Source organism: Prolixibacter bellariivorans ATCC BAA-1284 (genome assembly GCF_000621705.1).
GTDB classification, from domain to species: domain Bacteria; phylum Bacteroidota; class Bacteroidia; order Bacteroidales; family Prolixibacteraceae; genus Prolixibacter; species Prolixibacter bellariivorans.
On sequence record NZ_JHXO01000005.1, the window covers coordinates 530,629 to 551,825 of the forward strand.

Genomic DNA, 21,197 nt, shown 5'->3' on the forward strand with positions numbered 1-21,197 from the left:
AAGACTTGTTGAAATGAATAAATTACTATTAACAATTTTAACCCTGTTTCTCGCTGTTTCCGGTCTTTTCGCCCAGAATCAAGTGAAACCTTCTGATTTGACGGAAGGGAAGTGGGTTAACCGTTCGAGTGGGTATATCGCTAACCCGATAATCAACCCCGATACGGTTACAGCCCGGTCCGGTGTGGAGATGGTAGAGAGATTTAAAACTCTGGAATTTGACGGCGATGGTTCATTTACCATGGACTCGGCCAAGGAACGATATACGGGAAAATGGAGAATAGCCGATGAGCATATCCTCATGGACTTCAATGCGAAGCCGTTGACCCATCTTCGGAAAAATACCAATCCGAATAAGCGTTCAGGTTATTCTACTCAGAATTTTACGTTGCAGCTTCCTCAGCGGTCGCTGACACTTCAAAACGGAGAACTGGTGGGGCAGCCGGGTGATAGCCGTCAGGTATATGAAAATGTAGACGGAGCACTTTCCGGATTGTTTAATTTCTGGGAATTTACCGGTTTTGCCAACTTTACCTGGGGACACTTCATCATGCTCATGGTGGGATTGCTCTTTATCTTTCTGGCTATCCGGTACGATTTTGAACCGATGTTGCTGATTCCTATTGGTACCGGTATCCTTATCGGGAATATTCCGATGTTTCAGGTAACCGATTTCAACCTGCAGCTGGGAATTTACGAACCCGGTTCGGTGCTAAACTACCTTTACCAGGGAGTGGTGCAAGGATGGTATCCGCCACTTATCTTCCTCGGAATTGGAGCCATGACAGACTTCTCTTCGTTGATTTCCAATCCGAAGCTGATGTTGTTGGGAGCTGCGGCACAGGTTGGTATCTTTCTGACATTGATTGGTGCATTGTACCTGGGCTTTGCTCCGCCTGAAGCCGGTGCTATCGGTATTATCGGTGGTGCTGACGGTCCGACCGCTATCTTTATCTCATCCAAGCTGGCCAACGGTATTAACGTGATGGCCAACGGGCAGACGGTGAGAAACCTGATTGGTCCCATTGCTATTGCAGCATATTCTTACATGGCATTGGTTCCCGTGATTCAACCTCCGGTTATCAAGTTATTGACCAGCAAAAGAGAGCGTCTTATCAGAATGCGTCCTCCGCGTGCGGTAACCAAGCTGGAGAAAGTGCTTTTCCCGATTGTTGGATTGTTGCTGACGGCTTACATTGCTCCGACAGCGCTTCCATTGCTGGGAATGCTCTTCTTTGGTAACCTGCTGAAAGAATCGGGTGTTACCAAACGACTGGCTGTAACGGCTTCCAATGCGTTGATTGATATCATTACCATGTTATTGGGAATCACTGTCGGTGCTTCTACGCAGGCAGACGTTTTCCTGACGCCTTCGTCTATCAAGATTTTTGTCCTGGGAGCATTATCCTTTGTTATTGCTACAGCAGGAGGAGTTTTGGGAGCGAAGTTCATGAACCTTTTCTTTAAGAAAGAGAACAAGATTAATCCAATGGTTGGAGCTGCCGGTGTTTCGGCTGTGCCCGACTCGGCCCGTGTGGTACAACAAATGGGGTTGAAGGAAGATCCATCGAATCACTTGCTGATGCACGCCATGGCACCAAACGTAGCCGGTGTGATTGGTTCGGCAGTGGCTGCCGGTGTCTTGCTTAGCTTCCTGATGTAGAAAAAAGTGAACACTGATATATAAAGGGTAGTCTGTTTTCAGGCTACCCTTTTTTCGTTTTTCAATGTAATGCTTTGAACAAAATTAGGGAAGGTATGTCCAGCCGACAATTAAAAACATTTTGTTCTTTTGGCTTGTCCCAAAAGAACGAAAAGGACAAGTCAAAGTGATCCTTCAGCCCGCGTTACGGTTTTTTCTTCCCGAACCACGACCCGGAATCCCCGCCAAAAACCACTCCCGCCAGCTCCTGCCCGGGCTACTTTGACTGGCCTACGCACTTTTCGCCTACCGGCAAAATGGGATAAATCATTTGAGAACTTGAAAGATGTTTGTTTGAAACCTGAAACAGAGTTAAAACTCCAGTTTCAGCTGCCGAATGGCGGGTAACCGTTTCTTTTCCTCGTCGATTAGCTCCTGAATGCGCGAACGGCACCGGCCACAGCCTGTGCCAGCTCCGGTGGCTTCCGAAACGGCCGGAAGGAAATAGAGTTCTCCCTTCCGGATCGCTTTTCTCACTTCCGATTCCTCCACTTCGTTACACAAACAGAATAGCTTACGAGACATAGGCTAACGGCTTTCAATCAGGGTTACTACAATCGACCGGTCGTTACGTGGACCGTCAAATTCACAAAGAAAAATATTTTGCCAGGTCGATAATCCCATTTTACCGTCCACGATGGGAATGGTTTCAGACGGCCCGACAATCCCGGCCTTCAGGTGCGCATCGCCGTTGTTGTCCTGGGCGTCATGTTCCCAAACACCCGGGGGGACTAATTTCCGTAGCAACGTGATGACATCGTTTTGAACCGAGTCATCCCAGTTTTCCTGGACCATAATACCGGCTGTCGCTCCCTGAACATAAACGTTGACCATCCCACCCGAAATATTTGCCATCTTCACAATGTCAGTGATTTGCGATGTGATATCGTATAATCCGTTGTGTTTGTCGGTTTCGATGTGGATGATCTGTTGCATCATCAGAAAAGTTGGTTTTCGATATGTATTCGTGCTTTTCGGTATATGTCGATGATGCTGTCGTTCTTCGGAAGTGCGTCGTACAGTCGCTTGACATACTGTTTCTGGTTCAGTATCAGGTAGGTTTTTCGGTAGGTTAATTCGAAAACCCACGATAGCTGCAACAGAACGTAGTCGTTATAGGTAACCATGTCTTCCTTCTTTGGCATCATATCGTTGATGATGTCTTTGCAGATACTGTCGGAAATGGTCGGATTTTTCGACAAATTCAATTCATCGGCCGGACTCACCTTAACATCCCGGTAGGTCAAAAATTCAGCAGTCATGCGCAGGGCATCCAGCTTATCCGCATCTCGCAGTAGTTTGAGGTAATATACCACAAACTCATTTTCCTTTTTGGGTAACTCGGGTTTGTTATGGAAGATGGTGACCTTCTGTAATATCTCCTGTTTGGCGGCTTCCAGCTCTTTAAACGGGGGAAGTAACGACAGCAGTTCGGCACCGGCTTCGGCGTGTCCTGATTCGGTTAAATTCTGGTAATAGGGTGAGGTTGTAACATCGCGGAAGCGTGCAATGTCGTGAAACAAAGCCAGAATTTCGGCCATGCGCATTTCTCCATCCTCCATATCCAAAGACTGCCCCAGCAGCAGGATATTTTCCACCACTTTTTCATTGTGTTTCTTCCATTGCTCGAAAGCTTGTTGCTGTGCAAAGTCCTTTGTTTCAACGGAACTCAGAATCTGGTTGTATTCCTCGCGGAATTGTTCAAGTGTGTCTTGCGAAATCATAATTTCGTGTTAAGCAATATGTACCAAAATTATGGTTTTATTGCATATAATTTGGGCTTCGCCATTTTATTTAATCATTTTTTGAAACAGACGGTCTGATTTTCAGTTTTGTTGTGTGAATTACCGGTTTTAAAAGGCGTTTATTTTTCGCGAAGTGCAAGAAAATATGGGATGTGGGATTTCGGGTTTGAAGAATATTACTATTTTTGTGTTCGCAAAATCACGGCGTACTGTGATATTTGCAAGCACACCATTGGTCCCATAGTTCAATGGATAGAATTTCAGATTCCGGTTCTGACGATGTGGGTTCGAATCCCGCTGGGATCACGTTAAAGTATCAATTTTGAAAAGCCTCTCATCGAGAGGCTTTTTTTGTTATCCTCGCCGGATTTTTCGTCTAACTTAATCTTAACACAGAGAAGGGATTGTATTTGACAAAAGATGAGATCATTGTATATTTAGTTCCTGTGAAACCTATTTCCATTCATTCCGCTTAAAAGATATTTCTATGAAAGCAAGAACCGGATCGGCAGCATGGTGGGGACCTCCCAGAAAATTTCATGAACAGCAGCATGAACGAAGGGTAAGTTGGCTCGAACTTTTTTATGATCTGGTTTATGTGATTGCCATATCGCGAATCACGCATGAGCTGGCTCAACATATCAGCGTGGATTATTTTGTCGGATATGCCTTTTTGTTTATCCTGATTTTCTGGGGGTGGCTGAACGGAAGTATGCATCACGACATGCACGGGAATGAAGGATTGCGAACCCGGTTGATGACGCTTTGGCAGATGATAATTATCGCGGCACTGGCTGTAGTCATTGGTCAGTCGCCGGGGAAAGGCTATTTCAATATCACCATGGTGTTGATGATCATGCAGCTCTTCATTACTTATATGTGGTGGAGTGTAGGTTTTTACGATAAGTCCCACCGGAAGTACAACAAGCCATACACCATTTTTTATTTGATTGCTTTCGCATTAATGGGTTTGAGCCTGTTGCTCTCCGGGAAATGGCTGAAACTAATTGTTCCCGTTGTTATCCTTTGTAATTATGCTCCTCCTTTTGTTGCCCATATGATGCTAGGTGGCAACTTAGCCGAGCTGAAACTCTCGTCAAGCATGTTCGAACGCCTGGGCTTGTTTGCCATTATTATCTTTGGCGAAGTGGTATTGGGGGTGGTAAACGGAATCAGCAAAATAGGAGAGCTGGATTTCACGGCCTGGGTGAATTTTGCGCTTGCCATTGCCATTGTTTTTACCCTGTGGTGGATATTCTTCACACTGGTAGCGCAAATGGAGGTGAAGAGCGGTTTTATCAATGCGACACTGTTGGAACTGTTATATATTCCGGCACTGATATCGCTTAGCCTGATTGCCGTTAGTTTTACTTCATTTTTTGAAATCCATCACGAAATACCTTTGCAAAAGTTGGGCTACGCAGTGGCCACCTATTTAACCTCTATCAGCCTGATGATGGGGTTGCTGGTATTTCATGAGCGATTGCCGGGGTTAAAACGATCCGTCAGTATTTCGTTATTGGTTACTGCTTCATTGTTCTTTATCTCCACACAAATTCATTTGCCCTTTAGCCGGCAATTTTACCTGGCTGGCGTTTTGGTTATTCTGGTGCTTGAGATCATTTACCTGAATGTCCTGTATTACAGGATGAGAAACAAGGGAGAGCGGTTGTAGCATTCCTTTACCTTGCACCGAAATTAGCGGGTATTTAAAATCATTTATTCAAGGACATTTTATCTTTGGTTTCATAGAAAAGGCCTGAGCAGTTAATGCTTGGGCTTTTTTGTTTTCTCAACTCATCGATTTATCTGAATCAGAGTGAAAAATTGGTAGTACCAATTGTGAGTTGGTTTTAAACCCCTTTTAAATAAAGGACTTTAGGAGACATCTCGTTTTGTCCTTTCAGAAACATCATTCTGATGGTACATTATGAGCGGTTTCCGCGATTTGTGGAATGGCAAAACCAAAAATGGTTTGCTATGTCAAATAAAAAACACAAACAGAAAGAGCAGATTGAGTATAAAAGAGCAATCTGGAAAACAGAAATCAAAGGGAATGCTGATAATACTTTCGTGAGAAATATAATCCTTTGGGATTTTATCTTGGGGTGGATACTTCGCGTTGTAATTGTGTTGATGATAATCGCCGGAAAATGGCGATAGAATTATTTCCAGCTTCTTCAAAACCGCTGACTCAACCCCCAATACATCCGGTGAAAGACGTTGCTCTTTTCGATGGTGGCCTCGTAATTCATCGAGAGTTGCAGCTTTTTCATGATGTACCACGCAAACGAGCAGCCGGCCAGGTTTTGATTGATTCCGGAACTGGAATTGAGAAAATTATAATTGATGATGCGGTAGGAGAGCGAGCCGTACAGTTTCCCGTTCAACAGGTATTTCGACAGGTTACCGCCATATTGCAATCCATCGAGGTAGCTCGTTTTTAATTTGGTTACGTTCAGGGTCATCGAGGATTTGAGCCACGGAATTTTGCTGTGGGTGATGTAGAAATTGTAATTGGTCGACGGATCGGGATCGCCTTTCCGGGAACGGTAACCGGCCTGCGCCGAAACAATGAGGTAATTGATGGGCCGCACCATCACGCGAAAGCGAACTCCCTGCCGGGTGGCATTATCGGTTATCAGGTCGACCAGCGTTTTATAGGTTTCGTAGTAAATCACATTCTTCCGCGCATCGTACGAAGCATAAAACGATACCTTTCGCGAAGCCCGGTAGCGCGACGAAATATAGAAGCTGGTCAGATCGAGCGTGTTGGTTGGAACGCTGTCTTTTACCTGGTACAAATCCATTTCAACCGAAGTGAACAGGTTAAAATCTTTCAGGAGTGAATTGCTGTGCTGAATGTAGATGAAGCGGCGGTCGGTATGCGAACCGTTCATTTGCTCGAACACCGCCAGCGAACTTTGCGCCGTGCCCACTTTTCCTTTCGCCTCGTGACTGACATACGCACCAAATTGTGGCAGGTTCGTGTTGACGCCGTAATCCATGTAATCGGGGCGCGCACCCCCAATAACGCCAAAAGTGAAGTTGTTGACGCGGGTTTCGAACTGCAAACCGTCGATGGCCCCGATATTCGAAACTTTCGTATTCATTTTCCGGCCAAACCAGAGGCTGGTATTTTTGCTGAAATTGTAGCCTACAGCCAGGCTGTAAATCTTCAGACTGTTGAAAATACTTTGGTTATCGGTATTCCAGCCACCCGTGCGGTGATTGTACGAAATGTAGCTGTCGAATGATAGATTTGAATTGCCGATATTCTGCTGATTCAGCGAAAGCGTATACCGCATCCGTTGCTGGTTCTTTACATCGGTATTGGAGAAATTGGAATAAGAAGCCAGTTTGACGCGCCCGTACAACCTCGATTTTTCCTGTATTAATTTGGGCTGTGGCTTTGCTGGCTGCGGAATGACAGCGAGCGGTTTTTTCGGTACCGAGACCGGCTTTTTCTCGTCGGTTATGGATGCCTTGGCTTTGATATCGGCTTGAATAACATCGTTCATTTTTGGCGAATAATTGCCAACAACGGTCGTCACACACGAGATGGAGGAGCGCTGTACAACCACCAGCCCCGGAATTCGTTTTCCTTTTGCCTCGACATACAATGTATCACCCACATCAATGCCATCAGTGGAGGTAAAACGGACATAAACATGCTGTGCACTGATGTATGAGACTTTTCCGTTTAGCCGCTTTGCATCCTGCGCTTGCGCGAAGTATCCGGCAAATACCAGAAAAATGAATGGGATGATTGTTTTTCTCATCATCGGCATGCGGTTTAATTATTTCTCATTAGTCTTCGGCCCGGCCATTCGGGTGACATGCATAGCAATTTGCACTGTTATATACATAGTTACTCACTTCTCGGTGGTGTTCATCCGTGCTGGTTTTGTCGTGTTCGTGGCAATCGATACACGAGAATTCGGCATAATTGCTCGAATTGGTATGGCAATCACTACAGGAGTTCCACGTGCCGTTGTGCGTTCCGCTGTAAATGGGGAAGTATTGCCCGTCGTGGTCAAACGTCGCCGGCTTCCATGCTACATCGGTATGACAGTCGTCGCAGGTAGTAGGGAAATTTGCCGCGAGGTGGTTCGGGTCAGTGGTGTTATCGTAATCCGTTTTGTGACAGCCGTAGCAATCCGTCGGCGTGTTACTGTATCCGTTGGCATGGCATTTCAGACAATCGTTGGCGATGTTGGCATGCGCACCGGTCAGCGGATAAAAATCGTCGTGATTAAATGTTGCCGGACTCCAGCCCGGATGCGTCGTGTGGCAGTCCTGACATTGCTGCGAGAAACCGGCGGTTACGTGGTTCGGGTCTGTGGCGTTATTGTAATCCTGCGCGTGACAGGAATAGCATTCAGTTGACAGACCGGTAAAGACGCCGTTCTGGTGGCATGCTGCACAGTCGCTGATGGCATGTCCTTCCGTTAGCGGGAAGAAATCGTGGTTGAAGCCTTCGGATGCCCAGTTGACGGCGTTGATGAAGTGGCAATCGGTACATTCGGTCGAAAATCCGCTGGCGACGTGGTTGGGATTTGTTGTTGCCATGAAATCTTCTTTATGACAATCGTAGCACTCAATTCCAATCGGATCAAATCGCATGAGCGATATTGATTTGTGGCAGTCGTAGCAATCGGCCATGGTGTGCGCTCCGGTTAACGGGAACCGGCTTCGCAGGTGTATTTCCATGATGTCGGTTACGGCCCAGGTCGTGGTGTTGTGGCATTCGTCGCAATCCTGTCCGACGGTATTTTCATGAATATCGTTGTGGCAGGCGTTGCAATTGGTGGGTGCCTGCGAAAAGACCAGTGAAACATGGCATTGCCGGCAGGCCACACTTTCGTGCGTTCCTTTCAGGGCAAACCCCGTGGTGTCGTGGTCGAATTTCGAGTGTTCAACCAGTTGCCATCCTTCCGGAGAGTGGCAAACTTCACATTTGATGTTGAAGTTGTCTCCGTGAGGCGACTGAGCCCATAACTGAACGGGCAGCAGCAGGAGCCATATTAGTTGTGACAGGTAGCGCATTCGACGTTTTTATAGGTGTATTTTGTGTATGAACCCTCTTTTGATTTCACTTGCGGATGGCAGGAGATACAACTGACCGAAGCATGGGCACCTTCCAGTTTGAATCGCGACAGGTTGTGATCGAACTTCGCCGCACTCCAGTCGTCAAATCCGTGACAACGACTACAACCTTCTTCACCATATTTCGTGAATTGCCCGTGGTGCACATCCTGGTGACATTCGGTACATGAAGGATTTAATTTGGCAAACCGTTGAATGGTTTTGCCGTCTTCTCCTTTGGTGTAGTGACAAGCTCCGCAGTCCGTTTGAGCGTGAACTCCTTCCAGCGAAAATCCGGTTTTCCCGTGATCGAATGATACTTCCGTCCAGGCATTCTCATTGTGACAGGAGTTACAGCCGTCCTTCAGCGTGTACTGGTCATCCATGAATCCACTATGCACGTTTTGATGACAATCGATGCAATTGCTGCCAATATTCCGGAAACGCCACCGATCATCTTTCTTGTGACAGGAAAAGCAAGGAGTAGCCATGTGGGCACCGTTCAGCTTAAAGTTACTCAAATTATGCTTTTCTATGGTATAATTGGTGAATTGAAATCCATTAACGGTATGACAATATTTGCAATCGGAGGCCGGATTGGTCCGGGTAAAGTCGCCTTTGTGGTAATCGGCATGACAGTCGTTGCACCGGTTATGTGGCAACGGAGCGGCATAATTATTTTTGTGACATTGCTGACAAGCGACCTTCGAGTGGAGTCCCCGCAACGGGAATCCGGTTTTGTTGTGGTCGAAATTGGCCATGCCTTTGATTTGACCCCACGATTGTTCGCTGTGGCATTGGGTACAGTTTTGCCCGAATTTATTGTGATGGACATCTTCGTGGCAACTGGTGCAGTTGGCATGTGGCACGTCGGCAAAATGCTGGAACGGCTGTCCGTCGACGGTTTCTTTCTTGTGACAATCGATGCAGGCGACTTCGGCGTGTTTTCCTTTCAGGGCAAAGTCGGTCTGGTTATGATGGAAGTTCGGTACTGTTTTGAAACTTTCGAAATTGTGACACTCGGTACAATTGTCCGACAGGGTTTGCCGGTGGTAATCCGGGTGACACGAGAGGCATTGCTGCGAAAGCCCGAGGTACGTCAGTTTTTTGTCTTTCAGTTTCGTATCGGTGATAAATTCCTTTTTGTGGCAGGCCTGGCAGTCGGTTCGTTTGTGCGCTCCCTGAAGTTGAAAACCGGTCAGGTTGTGATTGAAGGTGGCCTTATCGAGGTTGAGCATGTCAAAATTGCGGCCGTGGTGCTCGTTGTGGCAACCGGAGCAATCTTTTCCCTGCACCTCTGACGAGGCATGATAACCTTCGTGTTGCTGAATGCGAGTGGCAATTTCGGTGTGACAGGCAAGGCATTTTTCGTTGGTTACCTTGTCGCCCAATTCGTGGCATCTTACGCAGTTCCGGATGCCTTCCAGGTTGGCATGTGCTTTCGTCAACTCGCCAGGCGATATCTGTCCCCAAACGGTGGGAACAGACAGGACTACGGAAATTAAACACATGATAACCTTCTTCATATCGGGTTTGTCAGGTTGTTAGTGTTTCATCATCACATCACCGAATTTCCGTGTGATGGTGATGCCGGTTTTCTTCAAGAATTCCGTGGGCAGTTCACCCCCGGCAAAAATGAAAATGAGATCGTTCGGAATGGCTTCTTCCTCGTTAGTTTTACTGTTTTTGAGGATGACTTGTTCCGCTTGAATCTCCGCTACATTGGTGAGGTATTTAACGGTCAGTTTTTGTCCGGCAACAGCCGCCTCCAGTTTGGTCGCATTTCCCGGCTTAATCCGGTTGAAATTTCCGCTGCGGTATGATAAAGTTACGTCATTTTGCTCAGATAGCATCATGGCCGATTCGACGGCTGAGTCTCCTCCGCCAACGACCATAACCCGTTTGTTTTGTATGATTTCCGGATCGAGCAACCGGTACCGGACTTTCTCCAGGTTCTCACCCGGAACGCCCAGTTTCCGCGGAGTTCCCCGGCGGCCAATGGCCAGCAATATCCGTGCGGTTGTCAGGCTTTCGTTTTTCGAAGAGGTGACCTTGAAGTGATCGCCTTCCTTTTCAATAGCTTCTACCTTGGTTTTTTCCCGGATGGTAATGGTATTTTTAGTTAGAACGGAAGTCCATAGGTTCAGCAGCTCAGCTTTCGAGGTATTGGAAAGCTTTACCTTTCCGTGAAGTGGCAGATCCATCGGTGCTGTCATCACCACTTTGGCGCGCGGATACGTGAAAACCGCGCCGCCCAGCGAATCCTGTTCCAGTGTGACGAAATTCAGCTGGTGTTTCTTTGCGGTTAGCGAAGCCGATATTCCGGCCGGACCGGCACCAATAATGATGATATCGTATGTGGCATCGTGCTTTTTCGGTAGATGGGCCACCAGGTTTTCGATGGCCTGACGTCCCTGTTCCACGGCATTTTTGATCAATCCCATGCCACCCAGTTCACCGGCAATGAAAATTCCTTTCACATTAGTTTCGAAGGTCTGACTCACGTGGGGGAGGTCAACGCCGCGCGTTTCTGTTCCGATGTTCAGGGTAATGGCCTCCACCGGACAGGCATGAAAACAAGCGCCGTGGCCAATGCAATGTGAGGCATTAATCACCGTCCCACGGCCATTACTGATGCCCAGGACGTCGGTTTCCGGACAAGCGCTCACGCAGGCCCCGCTTTTAATGCACTTGTTGATATGGATGACCGGATGTAGGGAAACCGGCTCGTACAATCCTTTTTCCTTTGCGGCTGCAATCCTGGATTCGGAGCGACGCGTTTCCCGTCGTAATTTCAGGATGTAAATGCTCAAAACGATGGCAATGATGAGGAAAACCCCACCGTAGATAATTATTTTCTCCAACCATATATCTGTCATCAAAAAATCCATCGGTATCCGAATAACAGGGTGACGGTTACGTGAATAACCATAATAATCAGCATAATCAGCGCAAAGGGCTGATGGGCAATGTGCCAGTAGCGGAAGAGATTCTGCATCTTTTCCAACCGTTTGATCCGGCCGGACAGTTTATCTTCTGTCTTCAACAACCGGATGGCTTTCCGCATTTCTTTGCCGCGGAGTCCTTTTTTTCGCGCCTCTTCTTTCAGCAACCGGATGGCGGCGCGCCGGTTCTCCTCCAGCGACGCAAAAACCTGTTCCTCTACACCATAATCGTTCCGTAGCTTTTGTTCAATCTCCTTCTGTAGGTTATGTACTTCATTCAGATTCATTTCACGGCCCTCGATGGTGTGCGGAATCTGAATGTAGATGTAACGCCCAATCACTCCGCTGGCGACAACGGCAACCATGCTCCAGAAACTGGCTGATACAATGCCCCCGAATTTGAAGGAAGTGTGAAAGAGAATCAGAATGGCTCCGAGGGTGCACAGAAAGATATGAAATTCAAGCCAATGCTTCAAGCGTCCCCAGCGGGAAAATATCCGCATCCGTTTGCGCAGCATGTAGGTGGCAATACCGGTAATGATGAGCAGGGTGCCGATAATACCGTAACCGTGTCCCAAAATGCCGCTCGGTTTCAGTAGATTGTAATCGGGGTGATGAAAACGGTCGACGATGGGCGTGGTGTAATAGGAATAGCCCACGATGGTCAGCGCGGCGGTGATCGCCACCACAATGACGACAAAGGTTCCAATGTATATTTTGTGTGCTTTCGGCGACATAGATTCAGTTTTGGGTTAATCATTCAAGTTGGCAACGGGCGAACGTTTTTCCTTCACGTAAGCTGCCCCCATCATTGCCAGAATGACAACGACGGTGATGTAAACAGATCCCGGAACAGGCGGTGCCTCTCCCTGGGCGTAAGAGTGCAGTCCGGACAAATAGTAGTTCACTCCGATGAACGTCATCAGCACGGAGCCAAAACTCAATACGGACAAGCCGTTGAATATCGCGTTATTTTTCATTCCCGGAATTTTCCGCAAGTGCAACACTACGGCATACACCAGGATGGTGACCAGCGACCAGGTTTCCTTCGGGTCCCAGCCCCAGTAGCGCCCCCACGATTCGTTGGCCCAGATGCCTCCCAAAAAGGAGCCGGCAGTGAGGAGAATTAGTCCAACAATCAAGGTTATTTCGTTCACTACCGTGATTTCACGAATGTGCAGGCTTAGTCGTTGGTTATTTTGCGAATTACGAATGATAATGAGGAAGAGGTTCAGGAAACCCAACAGTGCGCCAATGGAAAGAAATCCGTAGCTGGAAGTAATGACCGCCACATGGATGATGAGCCAGTAGGATTTCAGCACCGGAACCAGCGGTGTAATTTCCGGGTTGAGCCAGCTCATTCCCGCAACTAGTAGCATGATACCGGCCAGCAGGTTGGTGACAGCTAATGTGATGCCCGACTGGCGCGACAGGAACAGTCCGGCAAGTGCGGTTGCCCAGCCCACGAAAAGCATGGTTTCGTATCCGTTGCTCCACGGCGCATGTCCCGAAATGTACCAACGCAAAATCAATGCGAAGGTGTAAACGGCAAAAATGAGCAGTGATATCATCATTCCCACCAGATTGACGCGTTTCAGTTTCATTTGTGGCCTGAAGAGGAAAATCAGGTTGAGGATAAGGAGCAGCAAACCAAACAGCGAATACGTTTTTGCCAGCTTTCCAAACAGGTTGGCCCGGTTGTAAAAAACTTCCATCCTGATTTTCTTCTGCGACGGAATAATGGTTCCTCCGTTCGTCAGCTGATATTGTTTCAAGGCCAACAATAGTTGGTCCGGTTGGCTCCAGTTGCCGTTGGTTTGTGCCTGTTGCACTGCCTGTAGATAATTAGTATAGACCGACAACGGTTCAGCAGTATTGGTGCTTTTTCCGTGCCGCTTTAGCATTTGCTCGGTGGCCCAACTGTCCCCGTGATTTCCCGGTAAGGGGAAAAGCTTTAAAAAAGAGTGATTAAAAAGCTGGTAACAGATATTCACCCGTTCATCGAGATTAATCACCTCCTTGTCGAACTGGTTGCGTTTGCCGGGCTCGGTGTGGTAAGCTTTATTGGCGAGCTCCCGCAGTTTGTACCGGCCGTTTTCAAATAGTTGCTGAAAACTGATGTATTCGCCTGAGCTTCCCAGTTGTGAAGCCAAATCTTTGTTATAAACCTTAATCAGCTTTTCCTGCTGCCACTGAGCCGGATGGGAAAGCATACCCAGTATCACTTCCGTGGAAGACATGCCGTTGTAGGTTTCACTCTTGTGGATTTTCCGCATGAGCGCTGACGACATCGTGGAAAGCGGCTCGATGCGTCCGTTCCGGTTTTGCACCAGCAGTGAATTAAGTTCTTTCAGATGCTGCGACTTGCTTCCCATTGTATTTTGTGCATTGAGCGACATGGGAAAAGCCGCAGTCAGCAACACGAAAACGGTGATGAGACCGAGTGTGTTGCGTTTGGTTTTCCGGATTTGGGCACCTTGCCTGATGAGGGTGTGGACCCGGCTGTTCCGGTTCATCAGGGTGAGGACCATTCCGAGTCCCATGAGCAGGTAGCCTAAATAGGTGAAAAAGGTGCCCCAGTAATCGTGACTGACGGAGAGTATGGTTCCCCGTTCGTCGCGGTCGTAGGAGGCCTGGAAAAAGCGGTAGCCTTTGTATTTCAGGATGTGATTCATGAAAATGCGGTAAGGGAAGGATGAACCGTCGGGATTTTGGACGGTCACCTCGCTGGCATAGGATGAAGGGCTGTTCGAACCGGGATACCGTTCCAGGATGAAATCTTTCAGCTGTATGGAAAAGGGAAGTTCGACGGATTTCGAACCGAACGAAGCCGTGAGGTTGAGGTCACCCAGTTTCGTTTGTGCCGGAACCGCTTCTCCGTCACGATTCAGCAGATTTACCCGCGTCGAAGCATTGTCGGTTGACAAAGATACGACGAGTCCCTGCACGCCGGTATTACTTTCCGCCATGCTGGTCATGCTCTTTTGTGCGGAGGGCAGAAACGATTTGATGACGAACACCTGCCCACCAACGCGATAGATGGTTTTTTCTTTAGCCAAATGCCGGATGCCGGGCAGCAACACCGTTGTGTCGCGGGTCATCATGCCGGTCACCAGCACGGTGTCGTTGGCAATAAAGGCTGGTTGCTTGTCTTCTTCGCTGAAGGTAATGGTTCCCGGTTGGCCGGAATTGAAAGAGTAGGTCTGGTTGTCGATGGTTACCTCTTCACCCTGCAGCAGTTCGCTTTCGTGCCCGGCTTTCCGGCTGTCCATGATGAAGAGGGAGATGCCGGGGACGCCATTCGTCGTGGGCACCAGCTTTTCTGCTGCATTGGGAATGTACAGTTCGGTTTCCATCCTGACTTTCGTGCCGCCAATTTCCAGCGATTCGCTGTATTGGTTCGTACCACGCGGCGTCAGGCTGATGGCTTTGGATACCGACTTTCTCACGCCCATGTAGTCTGCTTCCAGCGTGAGGTCGGTCTGTTTTAGTTGGAGCTGGTTGGATGACGCGCCTTCGCGGATGTGTATCATGCCTTCGTAGCCAAAATAGCTGGTGATGGCCCCTCCGGCCAGGATGAAGAGAAAAGCGACGTGGAACAGCAAGATGGTCCACTTCTTCCGGGTAACCAGTTTGTATTTGAACATGTTGCCGGTGATGTTGACGGCTACCAGCCATAAAACGATCTGAAACCAAACGGCATTGTACACGAGCTTATGCGCTGTGGCTGTTCCGTAATCGCGTTCAACAAATGTAGCCCATGCAATGGAAACAGCAAAAGCCGTCATGAGGATGACGGCTGTGGTCATGGAAAAGAGGATGTTCCCCGCTTTCTTCATAAGTTAGGGTTTAGTGGAAAATCCACTCATTTCACATCTATATAGTCAGTTATTGAAATGAGTGAATGTTGTGAAAATAGTTGGAGTTATTCAAAATAAGAAATGTTGGATGTGATTTATAATGCTTTCAGATAGTAATTTAAGGCTTTTCATGAAGAAGTAAAAAGACCGATGCAGCTTTTTTAGAGATTGCAAACCATTTGTCAACCTTCCCAATATTTTTTACATTTTCGAAAGTAAACCAAAAAAAAAAAACGACGATTATGCCCATAATGCCGCATGACGGACAGCGATTTGACGAAGCACCTTACGCTTTGGATCGGACGATTTGCGGATTCAATGCCCTGATTGACTATTTAAAACTGAATGTGACCAAGGCAAAGAAATCGAAGTCGGCTGAAGTGGCCCGGATGATTCGTGAGTTGACCAACGACGAATCGGATCCGGGTATCGGGATTGCAGAACAAAGTAAGCAGCTTCAGCAGCTGATTGACACATGCATAAAAGGACCCGAAGGGCAAAAGAGGGTTATTGAACTGGCTGACGAAAAGTTTGAACGCCTGAGGGTGCATGGAGAGTGGGAATAGTCAATTGTGAAGTAATCAAGGTTAAAGTAGATAACCATGGATGAAATGATAGTGGGCGATTGGGAAAGCGTTTTTGGTTGTGTCTTAATCACATCTGTCTTATTCTGGAATACCTTTTCGTGAAACAGGCATAAATAAATACTCGTAACAGAAAATATCGTTTGGTTTTGCGCAAGATATAGACGGAGGTGGTTATTTGAATATTTAGAATCGTTTTTAATTTATAGAGAGTAAGATCGGTCGGTTTTTAAAAATTACCTGTTTTTCTAGTTTTGTGAGGTTAATTCTTAATTACACGAAGAAATGTCAGAGGATATAATTCAAGTTAAAACGATTTCAACGTTACATAGCATGTTGGGATTTCCCGCTCCCACGCATCCTTTAATCAGTGTGATTGATGTATCGAAGTTGAAGATAACAGAAGAGATGGTCGGTACTAAAATTTCGGCTGACTTTTATTACATCGGATTGAAGAGTGCCGAGTGTGGTTCACACTACGGAAAAAACGATTACGATTTTGATAAAGGGGTGTTGGCTTTTACGGCTCCGAAGCAAGTTATTGCGGCGAAATCGACTACTGATTTCGATCAGGAACAGGGCTGGATGTTGTTTTTTCATCCGGATTTGATCAGAGGAACTTCTTTGGGTGAGAACATTGACAACTATTCATTTTTCAATTATGACACCCATGAGGCGTTGCATTTGGCAGGTAGTGAAAAGCAAACCTTAAAGGACTGTGTTCGACAAATAACAGAAGAATATAGCCGGGGTACTGATAACCATAGCCAACGAGTGCTCGTTTCGTGTTTAGAGTTGCTGTTAAATTATTGCCTTCGGTTTTATGAAAGACAATTTGAAGCCAGAACAGTTTTAAATAGAGATATTCTTATAAAAGTCGAGAATGTATTAAAAGAATATATGCAGGCTGGGTTACTTGAGAAGAACGGAATCCCTACCGTATCATACATGGCGGAGAAGGTAAATCTGTCACAAAATTATCTTAGTGATTTATTGAAGAGGGAAACCGGTAGAAGTGCAAAAGATCATATTACGGATGTGATAATCGATAAGGCCCGGACGCGATTATTAGGTACCCAGGATTCTGTTGCCGAAATTGCCTATGAATTAGGTTTTCGGTACCCTCATTATTTTAGTCGGTTATTCAAGGCTAAAACGGGGCTTACGCCGCAAGAGTATAGGAAGACGAAAGCCAAATATAGTACTAGTTGAGCGAAATGTGTCGGTGTGAATGTTTTTCTAACTGACTCTTGACGGGTGGGTTCTGAGAGCTCTGTTCTCGCTTTGTATACATTGAGGACGGGATACATATCAGATTTGTCTTTACCTGGGTGGCTCTGCAAAAGGAGTGGAGTCCTACATATTGGCATAATTTTAATAGCGAGAGGCTGTCATGCAATACCACGCAGGCAGCCTTTTTATTTTTCACTCTTTTCTGTCAATAGCAGGAAAAAGATGATTCGTGCCAATCACTCCGTGGATAGTGTTATTTGGATAGCAGCTTGTGTTATCTGTTCAGTGATTTGTGTTATCTATTCAGTGATTTATGTTATACTAAGAAGGAGTTGAGAGCGTTTTTCTTAAGGAATTAAGGTTTTTTAACAAAAAAGGCCTGCACACTTTAACTAAGTATAACCAATCTTGAATATTGTTATGAATTACAAACTTGCTCTGTTGTTTGGGGTACTGGTGTGGATGGGGATTGCACCGTTATATGCTGTGGATACCCCCCCGGTAATGAATGGACATGACACTTCGCCAAAGTATTATAAAGAAACTAATACACCGGTTGCTTTATTTCCGGATTTCACGATTACGGATGCGGAGAATGATGATATTAAAGGATTAGTCATTGCCTTTACGTCCGGGAATCACACTGACCAGGACATTCTTTCATTTACCGATCAGAACGGAATCACCGGAAGTTTTGATAAAACGAAGGGAGCACTCGTTTTGTCCGGCGCAGCCTCACCAGCTGATTACCAAACAGCAGTGCGTAGCATTACTTATTCAAATGATGCAGCACCTGGGGCTGCCAGCTATGACCAGCGAACACTGACCATTTCATTGGCCAATGCGGACTATTTCTCACAAGATTCGAAATTGAACGACGGACACTTTTATGAATATGTAAATGCTAGCGTTACATGGTCTGAAGCAAAAATTGCTGCCAGTGCAAAAACCTATTACGGATTGCAGGGGTACCTCGCTACAGTTACTTCGGTAACGGAGAATAGTTTTATCCTGAGTAAGATTTCGAATATGATTTGGTTGGGGGGCTCTGATGCGGCTAGTGAAGGTACATGGTTATGGGTAACAGGACCAGAGAACGGAGCCCCATGTAATTATGTAAACTGGAGTGTGTCAGAACCAAACAACGGCGGTACAACGGGTACAGACGAGGATTACTTAATGATGTACAGCTCCAATTACCCTGGTGAATGGAATGATATTTATGATACTAAAACATATGGGTATGTTGTAGAGTATGGTGGTATGTCCGGAGAAACCTTGAAGATGACCACCACAACAACCTTAAATGTGGTTGCCCCACAGCCTCCGGTAATGAATGGGAATGATACTTCTCCGACGTATTCTACAGAAACCAGTACCCCGGTTGCTTTATTTCCGGATTTCACAATTACTGATACAGAGAATGACAACATCAAAGGATTAGTCATTGCCTTTACGTCCGGAAATCACACTGATCAGGACGTTCTTTCGTTTACCAATCAGAACGGGATAACGGGAACTTTTGATAAAAGCAAAGGGGCTCTCGTACTGACCGGAGATGCTTCACCAGCTAATTACCAGGCCGCAGTACGAAGCATTACTTACACAAACGATGCGGAATTCAGCTCTGTTAACAATGAACAGCGCACATTGACGATTTCATTAGCCAATACGGACTATTTCTCCCAGGATTCGAAATTGGATGACGGGCATTTCTATAAATATGTAAGTACCGAATTATCTTGGACCGATGCAAAGACTGCTGCAGCTTCAACAACCTACTACGGATTGCAAGGGTACCTTTGTACTGTAACATCGGCAGCTGAGAACAGTTTTATTTTGGGCATACAAGATAATGCTGATGGTGTTTTATGGTTGGGAGGTTCGGACGATGTATCACAAGGTACATCAGAAGGTATCTGGAAATGGGTAACCGGACCAGAGGCCGGTACAACATTTTATCAAGGCGGGACTGCTTTTAACGGGAGTTATGTGAATTGGGGCCCTTCTCAACCAAGTAATGATGGCAATGTTGAAAATTATTTACAATTCTTTACGAATAAAAATAGTTCAACGTTACCACCGGGGAAATGGAATGACAGGAAGAATACTACGGCAACCGGGTACATTATTGAATATGGAGGAATGTCTGGCGACCCAACCATCAACATGACCACAACAACAACCCTTAATATTGATTTAGTTCGTCCGAAAGCCCCGGGTGGAGTAGTTGACAACTTACGTGTATGGTTCAATGCCAACAGCGGCACGACAAGTGGAGCTAGTACAATAACCAACGGAAATATTACGGGTTGGGAAGGACAAAGTAGGTACAAAATTACAGTGAGTGATGTCGCTGGAGACCCTGCAGTGGTTCCTAACAGGGCAAACTTCAACGCTGTTGTATCTTTTGATGGCGATGATGCGATAAAAACCTCCTCTACTGCCCCCTATACAACCTATTTCAATTCAACTAAGGATGATAATACCGCCTTTTTAGTAAAGAAAACTACGGACGGAAGAGTTGAAGCCGGGTACGGTTCTGCAACTGGCACCAGGGACAGAGCAGGTTATTTTGAACGGACTAGTGACAATCAGCGTACTGATTATGGCAAAGACGGAACAATAATGTATGGAAATACGACTACTATCAGTAAGTATGTGATTGCGCGACAAGATGTACAGCTAGGAGACTTGTCCCTGTATTTGGATGGAGCTCTGGAGAAACAGCTGAATGAATTCAATTCACTGGCTGGGAGTAATGATGGTTATTTGGGCTTCGGAGCAAATCCGCAAGACTTTTCATCCCCGTCTACCACAGATATCGCTGAATATATTATTTATGCTGCTGATCTTTCTGATACTGAAGTAAAAGAGGTCGAATCTTACCTGGCGCTTAAATACGGTATATCAAAAACTGATGATTATCTGGCTTCTGATGGAAGCACCATCTGGAGCGCTACCGATAATACAGGCTATGATAATGATATTTTCGGAATTGGGCAAGATAACGCATCTGGCCTTAATCAAAAAGTATCGCGGTCCGCAAATAACACAAACGGACCAATACTGGCTACCACACAAGATTTTACAGCCTCAAATACAGACGGAAGCAGAACGGCACTTGGCGAAGGTAATTTTATGCTAATGGGGCATAACAATGGTACCGAAAACTCATTTACATCAAGCTTTAATGGCGGAACCAATAACCGTTCAGATCGTGTTTGGAAGGTAGATGAAACAGGAACTGTGGGTGATGTGTATTTTGCCATTCCCAAAACAGCGATAACGTTCCCTTCCGGAATACCTGTTTTGGTAATATCCAACGACTTAACATTCGATAGTTCTGATGATGTTGTCAATTTAACTGATGATGGAACCTATTACTGGGCTTCGATAAATCCGGATGATGGAGCATATTTAGCTTTCGCAACAACAACACCGGGCTTTACTCTTAGTAAATCAGCATTAACGATTGGCGAAAATGCCGGAACCGGAACATTTACCGTTGTTTTAGATGCACAGCCATTGAATGATGTCGTTTTTAAAGTTACAAGCGATGATATGAATGAGGCTACAGTTGATGCATCAACATTAACCTTTACAACGGCCAACTGGAATACACCACAAACAGTCACTGTTACTGGTGTGAATGATAATATTGACCGTAACGATAACGCCACAATCACTGTTTCGGTAGATGATGCATCCAGTGATGATTATTTTGATGCCTTGGATGATCAAACAGTGGCAGTCACTTTAACCAATGATGATACAGCTGGTTTTACGGTAAGTGAAACAAATCTAACAGTTAATGAAAATGCGGGAACAGGTACCTTTACGGTAGTCTTAAATACAGAACCAACAACTGATGTTGTTCTTGATGTTGTATGCGATAAAACGGCTGAAGCCACGGTAAGTGCACCGTCACTAACCTTTACTCCGGCCAATTGGGATACTCCTCAGACGATTACAGTTACGGGAGTGAATGATGATATCGACCGTGATGATAATGCAACAATCACTGTTTCGGTAGACGA

General features: G+C 46.1%; 14 protein-coding genes and 1 tRNA gene. 6 read left to right on the forward strand and 9 right to left on the reverse strand.

From position 1 onward, the window contains the following. The first annotated feature begins 13 nt into the window (after window positions 1–13). Window positions 14–1,663 (forward strand): sodium ion-translocating decarboxylase subunit beta, encoded by a 1,650-nt coding sequence (locus T426_RS0105400; RefSeq protein WP_025864608.1) that lies wholly within the window; start codon window positions 14–16, stop codon window positions 1,661–1,663. Window positions 1,664–2,014: 351 nt separating this feature from the next. Here T426_RS0105400 and T426_RS0105405 read toward each other — a convergent pair whose 3' ends face one another. Genes T426_RS0105405 through T426_RS0105415 form a run of 3 tightly spaced genes read right to left on the reverse strand, consistent with a single transcriptional unit; the run spans window position 2,015 to window position 3,426 of the window. Continuing rightward, entirely contained in the window at window positions 2,015–2,227 is a 213-nt protein-coding gene (locus T426_RS0105405; protein ID WP_025864609.1) for a (2Fe-2S)-binding protein, read from the reverse strand. 3 nt (window positions 2,228–2,230) lie between these two features. Beyond that, entirely contained in the window at window positions 2,231–2,641 is a 411-nt protein-coding gene (locus tag T426_RS0105410; protein WP_234406701.1) for a secondary thiamine-phosphate synthase enzyme YjbQ, read from the reverse strand. Beyond that, complete coding sequence (locus T426_RS0105415; protein WP_025864611.1) at window positions 2,641–3,426, reverse strand: HD domain-containing protein; 786 nt, start codon at window positions 3,424–3,426, stop codon at window positions 2,641–2,643. The genes T426_RS0105410 and T426_RS0105415 overlap by 1 nt, the downstream gene beginning before the upstream one ends. 255 nt (window positions 3,427–3,681) lie before the next feature. Between T426_RS0105415 and T426_RS0105420 the strand changes: the two genes are divergently transcribed. Together T426_RS0105420 and T426_RS0105425 are read left to right on the forward strand one after the other, a co-directional pair. Then, a tRNA-Arg gene (locus T426_RS0105420) sits at window positions 3,682–3,753 on the forward strand. A 181-nt stretch (window positions 3,754–3,934) separates the two neighbouring features. Next, complete coding sequence (locus tag T426_RS0105425; RefSeq protein WP_025864612.1) at window positions 3,935–5,122, forward strand: low temperature requirement protein A; 1,188 nt, start codon at window positions 3,935–3,937, stop codon at window positions 5,120–5,122. Window positions 5,123–5,627: 505 nt separating this feature from the next. Here the strand turns inward: T426_RS0105425 and T426_RS0105435 are convergent. The 6 genes from T426_RS0105435 to T426_RS0105465 are packed head-to-tail and all read right to left on the reverse strand — an operon-like array spanning window position 5,628 to window position 15,319. Next, window positions 5,628–7,232: a hypothetical protein gene (locus T426_RS0105435; protein WP_027585383.1), complete on the reverse strand. Its 1,605-nt coding sequence runs from the start codon at window positions 7,230–7,232 to the stop codon at window positions 5,628–5,630. A gap of 25 nt (window positions 7,233–7,257) precedes the next feature. Next, complete coding sequence (locus T426_RS0105440; RefSeq protein WP_025864616.1) at window positions 7,258–8,496, reverse strand: hypothetical protein; 1,239 nt, start codon at window positions 8,494–8,496, stop codon at window positions 7,258–7,260. Beyond that, window positions 8,475–10,061, reverse strand: coding sequence for a cytochrome c3 family protein (locus tag T426_RS22840; protein WP_036984516.1), 1,587 nt, complete (start codon window positions 10,059–10,061; stop codon window positions 8,475–8,477). Before T426_RS22840 ends, T426_RS0105440 begins: the two co-directional genes overlap by 22 nt. 18 nt (window positions 10,062–10,079) lie before the next feature. Continuing rightward, the gene (locus T426_RS0105455) at window positions 10,080–11,414 is read right to left on the reverse strand and encodes an NAD(P)-binding domain-containing protein (protein ID WP_036984529.1); all 1,335 of its coding nucleotides are present in this window, start codon (window positions 11,412–11,414) and stop codon (window positions 10,080–10,082) included. Next, window positions 11,414–12,217, reverse strand: a complete 804-nt coding sequence (locus T426_RS0105460) for a hypothetical protein (protein ID WP_025864621.1) — start codon at window positions 12,215–12,217, stop codon at window positions 11,414–11,416. Before T426_RS0105460 ends, T426_RS0105455 begins: the two co-directional genes overlap by 1 nt. Window positions 12,218–12,232: 15 nt before the next feature. After that, window positions 12,233–15,319, reverse strand: a complete 3,087-nt coding sequence (locus T426_RS0105465; RefSeq protein WP_025864622.1) for a cytochrome c biogenesis protein CcsA — start codon at window positions 15,317–15,319, stop codon at window positions 12,233–12,235. A 263-nt stretch (window positions 15,320–15,582) separates the two neighbouring features. Here T426_RS0105465 and T426_RS0105475 point away from each other — a divergent pair, with 263 nt between their 5' ends. The 3 genes from T426_RS0105475 to T426_RS0105485 all read left to right on the forward strand — a co-directional run. Beyond that, on the forward strand, window positions 15,583–15,906 hold the full coding sequence (locus tag T426_RS0105475; protein WP_025864623.1) for a hypothetical protein: 324 nt from the start codon (window positions 15,583–15,585) through the stop codon (window positions 15,904–15,906). A 303-nt stretch (window positions 15,907–16,209) separates the two neighbouring features. Continuing rightward, window positions 16,210–17,136: a helix-turn-helix domain-containing protein gene (locus T426_RS0105480; protein WP_025864624.1), complete on the forward strand. Its 927-nt coding sequence runs from the start codon at window positions 16,210–16,212 to the stop codon at window positions 17,134–17,136. A gap of 441 nt (window positions 17,137–17,577) precedes the next feature. Next, the coding region (locus T426_RS0105485; protein ID WP_027585384.1) for a DUF8202 domain-containing protein at window positions 17,578–21,197 on the forward strand (3,620 nt) is incomplete at its 3' end.